The 6,916-nt window shown below is 71.1% G+C and carries 5 protein-coding genes and 1 pseudogene; 1 reads left to right on the top strand and 5 read right to left on the bottom strand.

Features of this window, described 5'->3' with window-relative positions; genetic code table 11:
- Nucleotides 1–138: 138 nt before the first annotated feature.
- From IG88_RS0133455 to IG88_RS0133445, 3 genes are all read right to left on the bottom strand, one after another.
- Nucleotides 139–2,382, bottom strand: coding sequence for an alpha-N-acetylglucosaminidase (locus IG88_RS0133455; protein WP_234332423.1), 2,244 nt, complete (start codon nt 2,380–2,382; stop codon nt 139–141).
- A 221-nt stretch (nt 2,383–2,603) separates the two neighbouring features.
- The gene (locus IG88_RS0133450) at nt 2,604–3,461 is read right to left on the bottom strand and encodes an aldo/keto reductase (protein ID WP_031049405.1); all 858 of its coding nucleotides are present in this window, start codon (nt 3,459–3,461) and stop codon (nt 2,604–2,606) included.
- Nucleotides 3,458–3,748: a hypothetical protein gene (locus tag IG88_RS0133445; protein WP_031049404.1), complete on the bottom strand. Its 291-nt coding sequence runs from the start codon at nt 3,746–3,748 to the stop codon at nt 3,458–3,460. Before IG88_RS0133445 ends, IG88_RS0133450 begins: the two co-directional genes overlap by 4 nt.
- A 728-nt stretch (nt 3,749–4,476) precedes the next feature.
- Here IG88_RS0133445 and IG88_RS42995 point away from each other — a divergent pair.
- Entirely contained in the window at nt 4,477–4,623 is a 147-nt protein-coding gene (locus tag IG88_RS42995; protein WP_037837268.1) for a hypothetical protein, read from the top strand.
- 46 nt (nt 4,624–4,669) lie between these two features.
- Here IG88_RS42995 and IG88_RS0133435 read toward each other — a convergent pair.
- Together IG88_RS0133435 and IG88_RS0133430 are read right to left on the bottom strand one after the other, a co-directional pair.
- Nucleotides 4,670–5,521 (bottom strand): annotated as a pseudogene (locus IG88_RS0133435) (glycoside hydrolase family 16 protein); the annotation flags it as partial.
- A gap of 97 nt (nt 5,522–5,618) precedes the next feature.
- Nucleotides 5,619–6,812, bottom strand: a complete 1,194-nt coding sequence (locus IG88_RS0133430) for a glycoside hydrolase family 64 protein (RefSeq protein ID WP_031049402.1) — start codon at nt 6,810–6,812, stop codon at nt 5,619–5,621.
- Nucleotides 6,813–6,916: the final 104 nt, after the last annotated feature.

Genomic DNA, 6,916 nt, shown 5'->3' with positions numbered 1-6,916 from the left:
CGGGTGCCATGCCGGAGGAGCCGCGGTGGGCGATGACGTCGGGGCCGGTCGCGGCGTGCGCGGTCGTCGACGTCACCGCCAGCACCAGACCACTCAGCACGGCCACGACCAGCCCGGCGGCTCTGCCGCGCACGCGCCTCACCGCGCCGACCCGGCCGGGGCCGGCGCGCCCGGTGCGGGCAGGGCGCCGAGCACCTCGGCGGCCCCCGCCACGGGATCGCCCGAGGGCTCGACGGGATGGCGGTCGTGCCGCCGGTTCCACGCGTCCTCCAACGCGAACCAGTCGACGGCGGCCGGTGGCCGTCCGGTGACCAGTGCCGTCTCGAGCGAGTCGAGGTACGTCGTCCAGCGCATCGCGTAGAAGTCGGAGACCAGCCCGGACCACTCCCGGTTGGCGTAGTCCCGCAGACCGCCCGAGTCACTGCCGGACCGGTGGCCCCAGGTCGTGAGGATCGAGCGCGCGTCGAATTCGGCGGCGTCCCGCTCCGTCGCGGTGCGACCCCAGGACCTGGCGTCCCGGAGCCACGGGCCGAGCAGGAAACGGGAGTCGGTGGCGAGCAGCCGGTCCAGCAGCATCAGGTCGTCCTTCCACTCGGCGGCCCCCGCACGGAACCGGGACAGGTCCCCGGCGTCGTAGGCGGCCTTGATCTCCGGCAGCAGGGAGCGGCTGCGGTTGGACAGGGCCTGGCGGGCGACGTCGACCAGGTCGAAGCGGTAGGCGTCGGTGGTCCGCAGCTCCGGCGCGACCTTCAGCAGCTCCGCCAGCGCCTCGCGCACCGTGTCCGGGTCGTAGCGCATGGCGCCGGGACTCCAACTGGCCGCGGAGGTGGCCGTCAGCCGGGGCCGGGCGGTGAAGAGGCTGTCCTGCGCCTCGCTCCAGGTACCGGACGGCATGCTGTACGGCCCCGTGCGCAGCAGCTCCCAGGCGCGGGCCGCGTGCGGGTCGGGCCGGCCGTACCGGCGTTGCGCGTACGCGGCGAACCACGCGGAGTGGTCCACCGGCTCGGTCCGCCAGGCCAGTTCGGTGAACAGCTCGTAGGCGACCGGATTGCCGCCCGTGCCCTCCGGGAGGTACGCGATGCCGGCCAGCGCGCTGTCCTGTCTGGTGCGCCACCGGTCGAAACGCTCCGCCCACACGGCGGTGTTGGCGCCGATCGTGGTGTGGCCGCCGAAGTTCGGGATCGTGCCGAACGCGTAGGGCGCGCCGTGCCAGGCGGTCTCGCGGTCGAGCCCGTCGTAGCGGTCGGACAGCCCGTCGACGATGAGCAGCCTGTTCTTGTCGACGGCGTCGATGATCTGCGTCGAAGGGTTCTTCTGCCAGCCGAGCAGGGTCCAGACGGCGCCGGGACGCGCGCTCTGCAGGGCGCGCATGACGCCCTTGGCGGCGTCGCCGACGGGGACGTCGCCCGGCCGGCCGCCCTCGTGCAGGAGGTCCATCTTGTACATCGTGGAGTCGCCGAACAGCTCACGCTGGTGGCGGTAGAACGCGGCGGCGACCCTGGCGAACACCTCCGTGCGCGGGTCCAGCCAGTCGGGCCGCTCGAAGCCGACCCACTCGCCCTGCGGGACGACCGTGCCGCCGGGGTTGCGTTCCGTGAAGCCCGGGGGCACGGTGCCGTAGTAGCCGGGAAGGACGGGCGTCATGCCCAGCTCGCGCAGCCGGTCGGCGATCCTGCGGCCGAGCGCCGCCCGGTCCGCGATCAGCCGCTCGGAGACCGGACCGGCGAAGCCGGACATGTTCTGCATCAGCCACCACGGCTGGTGCGCCGGGCCCGGGATCCAGGCCCTGAGTTCCTTCTTCGGGTAACCGAATTCCTGGAGCGTCTCGTAGTAGACGGCGTCGGCGCCCATCTGGACGAAGACCTCGTTCACACCGCGCAGGGCGAGAAGATCGATCTGCTTCTCGTACGAGGCCCAGTCCCGGTAGGCACCCGAGTAGCCGTCGTCGGTGTCGTTGAGGGCGAAACGGTGCGGTACCGAGGCGTGCCGGCGGACGGTTCCGTCGGGTGCGGGCAGGGTGCGCGGCAGCTTCGCCGTACTGCGCCCGGGCCATCCGATGTCCACCTCGGCCGTGTACCTGAGGTACCAGTCGACTCCGCTGAGGAGCACGGCGGGGCTGGTCCCGCTGATCCGGATGTGCCCGGCGCGGCCGGAGACACCGAACCAGTCGCCGCTGCCGGCGCGGCGCACCGGAACCAGTGTGAACTGCGAGGCGTGCCGGGGCAGCAGGCGGGCGAGCGCCGCCCTGGTGGAGTGCGTCGAGAAGGCGGCTGGACCCGACGGGGGCGCCGCCGCGGGGGAGGGAGTGGGGGTGAGCGTGGTGGTGAGAAGGGCGAGGGCGACGGCTGCGCAGACGGCAGCCCAGGGTCTGAGGCTTCTCACGGTCACCTCTGGGAGTTGTCGAGGGGGTGATGGTGAATATGGGGGCGGCCGAGCAGCCCGTCAAGGGAGCCCCACCGTGCGTGGGTGGGACTTCGGCCATCACCGGCCGACCTCGGTCGTCGGCCGCCCTCCCCTCGTCGGCCGCCCTCCCCTCGTCCCGCGGCTGCGACTGCGTCAGCCGCGGACGGACCCGGGCACGCGGCCGTCGGTCGCAGCAGGCGTCACTTGCCGCTGTAGACGGGGAACACGCTGTGCTCGCCGTAGTCCACGTCGCGCAGGCCGCGCAGGACGTCCATGTCGTCGCCCGAGATCTCGAAGTCGGCGTCGGCGTTGGAGCGCATGTGGTCGGGGTTGGCCGTCTTGGGCAGTGACACCGTGCCCAGTTGCAGGGTGTAGCGGACGCACAGTTGCGGGACGGACACGCCGTACCGTTCCGCCATCGCCTTGACCTCGGCGTTCTTCAGGATCGCTCCGTGCGCGATCGGCGAGTACGCCTCGACGAGGATCTGCTTGCGCTCGCAGTGGTCCAGCAGCTCCGACGGGGTGTTGCCCGCGTGGACGAGAAGCTGGTTCACGTGCGGCACGACCGTCGCGCCCCGGAGGAGGTTCGCCAGGTCCTGCTGCTGGAAGTTGGACACCCCGATGGAGCGGATCCTGCCGGCCCGATGTGCCTCTTCGAGCGCGCGCCATGCCGCGCGGTTGCCCTCGGCGTAGTCGCCGCCGCGGAAGTCGTCCCACGGCTGCGGGCTGTGGATGAGCATCAGGTCGACGTACTCCAGGCCGAGCTTTTGGAGGGACGCGTCGATCGAGGCGACCGCCTGGCCGTAGTCCTTGATCTCGGCGGCGAGTTTCGTCGACACGAACAGCGCGTCGCGGGGCACCCCGGCGGTGCGCACACCCTCGCCGACGCCGCGCTCGTTGCCGTACGCCTGGGCGGTGTCGATGTTGCGGTAGCCGATCTCCACGGCCGCGCGGACCGCGTCGGCCGCCTTGTCGTCGTCGATGAACCAGGTGCCGAGCCCCAGCTTCGGGATCTCGACGTTGTTGGACAGGGTGTAGGTCTCGTCCAGGGCGGTCATGCGTGTGTTCCGTTCTTCGGGAGCCTGCCGTACACCTCGTCGGTGACGGCCGGGGTGATGAAGGCGAGGTGGGAGAACCAGGAGTCGGCCCTGGCGCCGTGCCAGTGCTTGGTACCCGAGGGGACGCGGATCACTGTTCCCGGCTCCATGCCGACGGGGAGGACGTTGCTGACGGGGACGCTTCCCGGGGCGAGCGGGGCCAGGTGGCTCTGGCCGGTGAAGTACTGCGCGTAGGCGTCGTTCTTCTCGCCGAGCGGGAGGACCTGGTCGAATCCGTTGCCGGCCATGTGGTGCCTAGCTCCTTTGCAGGGTGACGACTCCTTGCAGGGGTGCGAACACGAGGGCGCGGCGTTGAACACTGTCCGTCACCGGGAGCCGACCGGCATCCGCAAGGGGTGCCTGCGGTACTGACAGAACCTCCCAGCCGGGTTCCCCTGCTCCTGACCTGGACAACATGGACACCGCCCGCGCGATCCGAGAGTTCCTCGTCACCCGCCCGCACCAGGATCACTCCGCAGCAGGCCGGCCTGCCCGTCTCCGGGAACGGCAACCCCAGGGAAGTCCCCGACGCGCTCTGCGGCGCCCTCCGGCTCGACCACGCCGAACGCTCCCACCTGCACGATGTCGCCGCCGCCCGGCGCCCGCGACCGGCTCACCGGCCATCATCCGCAATGGCCGCCTCGACATCCTCGCCGTCAACGACCTCGGACGCGCCCTCTACGCTCCCCTGTTCACGGATCCGGCCTCACCCTGGCCACCTACAGCGCCGAACCCGGCACCCCGGACCACGACGCCCTCATGCTGCTCGCCTCCCGGGCAGCCACCGCGCAGGAACGGGCCGGCTCCGAGGACACGGCCACGGCGGTCTGTCGGGGCCTCGGACCTCGGGGAGCTCAACCGGCGCCGTGTCGATTGGCCGAAGCCCCGTCCGGGCCCCGCCGTGCGAGTTCCGCCATTCGGGTCCATGCTGGAAGCCGGGCCACGAAGCCCACAGACCGACCCACCGGGAGGTCCTGTGATTCTGCTCGCGCTGCTCCTGCCAGTCGTGATGATGGCCTTCCTGTTCGGCGCGGACGCGCTCGAAGACCTGATATTCCCGCCCCCGGCGGCCCCGGACGAGGATGCCCCGGCCGCCGACGTCGCCCGCACGACCACCCTCTGAGAGGGGAGCGCGGGCGGGCCGGCGACCGGAGCGGGGGGTGTCAGCCGTCGCTCGTGGTGACCTTCACCTCGTCGACCACGAGCTGCTGCGGAAAGGTGGTCGAGCCGTCTGGGTCGCCCGGCCAGTAGCCGCCGACCGCGAGGTTCAGGATGAGGAAGAACGGCTTGTCGAAGACCCACTCGTTGCCGTTGAGGTCCGCCGGCGTGCGGGTCTGGTAGACGTTGCCGTCGACCGACCAGGTGATGCTGTCCGGTGCCCAGTCCACCGCGAAGGTGTGGAAGGCGTCGGCGAACGCCTCGCCGCCCGGCAGCGTGTAGCCCGCGCCGATGCCGCCCGACCCGGAGTAGCCGGGGCCGTGGATGGTGCCGTGGACCGTCGACGGCTCGAAGCCGACGTTCTCCATGACGTCGATCTCGCCCGACGCGGGCCAGCCGACCTCGCCGATGTCCTGGCCCAGCATCCAGAACGCGGGCCAGATGCCCTGCCCGCGCGGGATCTTCATCCGGGCCTCGACGTGGCCGTAGGTCGCGGTGAACCTGCCGGAGGTGTTCAGGCGCGCCGAGGTGTACTCGCACGTGCCGTACCAGCACTGGTAGTTGCCCGGGTTCTCGCGCCGTGCCTCGACGACCAGGTGGCCCTCGCCGTCGAGCTTCGCGTTGTCGGTGCCGGGCGTGTAGTACTGCCGCTCGTGGTTGTTGACGTTGTCGCCGGTCTCGAGCTGCCACTTGGCCGGGTCGACACCGGACCCGGCCGGTCCGTCGAAGGTGTCGGAGAAGGTCACCGCGGCGGCGGGCCCGGGCCGGTGCTCGGCCTGCGCGGGGGTCACCGCGGCGGCCGCGACCAGGGTGGCGGACAGCGTGGCGAGAAGGCAGCCGCGGAGCAGTCGTGGGGATGCCATGTCTCTCCGTTTCGTGGGCCCGCTCCCACGGAAGGGGAGCGGGCACCGGGGTGGGGGGAAGGTGGTGCGGTCCGGGACGGGTGGGGCCGGCCCGGGGTCAGCCGAAGGACTCGAGCGTGATCGCCGCGTCCTTGGGGTCGCCGTCGTGCACGAGCGACTCGTGGTTGCCGACGTCGTCGAAGGCGAAGGCGTACGCCTGGCCGTCCCGCATCTGCGCGTGGATCAGCCGGGCGTAGTGGTTGGTGACGCCGTCCTGGTAGAAACCGGAGGCGTCGGCGTCGGGCTGCTCGGCATTGGTGAGCAGCGTGGAGCGGTTGTACGCGGCGCACAGGGTCCGCGAAATGGGCCCGCGCACCTGGTCGTTGGGGGCGTCGAGCTTGTTGTAGCAGCCGAAGACCGAGTCCGAGTCCGGCTTGTCGAAGGAGGTCACCACCGCTCCGCCGCCGTCGGTGAACTCCATCTTGTCGCCGTTGACCCTGCCGTAGAACTTGGTGTCCGGCTGCTCCTTGAACGGCGTCACGGTGAGCGTCTCGCCGGCGTACTTGGCCCAGACGCGGTCGATGTAGTCGTCCATCACGCCGGCGGGCAGGTCGCCGGAGCCGACGCCGTGGCCGGGGGCCAGGACCCGCAGGGGCGAGCCGTCGCTCCGGGTCTGGACCAGGCCCTCCCAGCCGCCGCCCTGCTGCGTGAGGCCGTCGGCGACCGCCTTGTAGCCGCCGGGCTTGAGCGACCCCGTCTGCTTGGTGGAGCCGTCGCCCGCCGTCAGGCCGACGGAGTAGGGGGCCGAGAACATGTCCACCTGGGTGGAGTTGATCCACAGCCCGGAGTCGTTGAGCGTGTACTCCGTCCAGTTGAACAGCGTGTCGTGGTTGGGATCGTCGGCGTTCTGCACGGCGGGCTGCACGAGACCGCCCTCGGCGAGCCGGAAGTCCAGTTTCTCGCCGTACGAGAAGTAGACCCGGCCCGAGAACTTCGGAAGCCGAACGGTCTTGGAGGCGCCGTTCGCGGGGCCGGTGAACGAGGCGTCGGGGGCCGGGACCGGCGGTGCTCCACCGGCCAGCCAGGCGTGGAAGGCGCCGCTCTCGTCGGCGTATCCCTGTCGTCCCGAGGCGAGTTCGGTGCCGATCACGTAGACGTAGACCTGCTCGGCGCTGCCCGAGTCGTTGGTCAGGGTCAGCGGGATGGTCTCCGGTACCGCCGAAGCCCGTTCGGCCGGCCCGACGACGACGGCCACGGCGCCGATCGACGCCGCGACGGCCAGGGACGCCGTCAGCTTGCGTGGGGAAAGCACACGGTCCTCCTTGGTGTGGGGGACTTGCAGCGTTGTAGTCCTTCCCTGTGCATGTCAATAAGATGAACGAAATCAATCGGAAGAAGAGCCTCCAGCTTCGAGAG

Source organism: Streptomyces sp. NRRL F-5650, assembly GCF_000721365.1.
Taxonomy (GTDB): Bacteria; Actinomycetota; Actinomycetes; order Streptomycetales; family Streptomycetaceae; genus Streptomyces; species Streptomyces ardesiacus.
This window is presented reverse-complemented; position numbering and strand designations above follow the sequence as displayed.

Excerpts from the sequence above, each read along its gene's own strand:
- IG88_RS0133450 (WP_031049405.1), bottom strand. The coding sequence starts at position 3,461 with ATGACCGCCCTGGACGAGACCTACACCCTGTCCAACAACGTCGAGATC.
- IG88_RS0133445 (WP_031049404.1), bottom strand. The coding sequence starts at position 3,748 with ATGGCCGGCAACGGATTCGACCAGGTCCTCCCGCTCGGCGAGAAGAAC.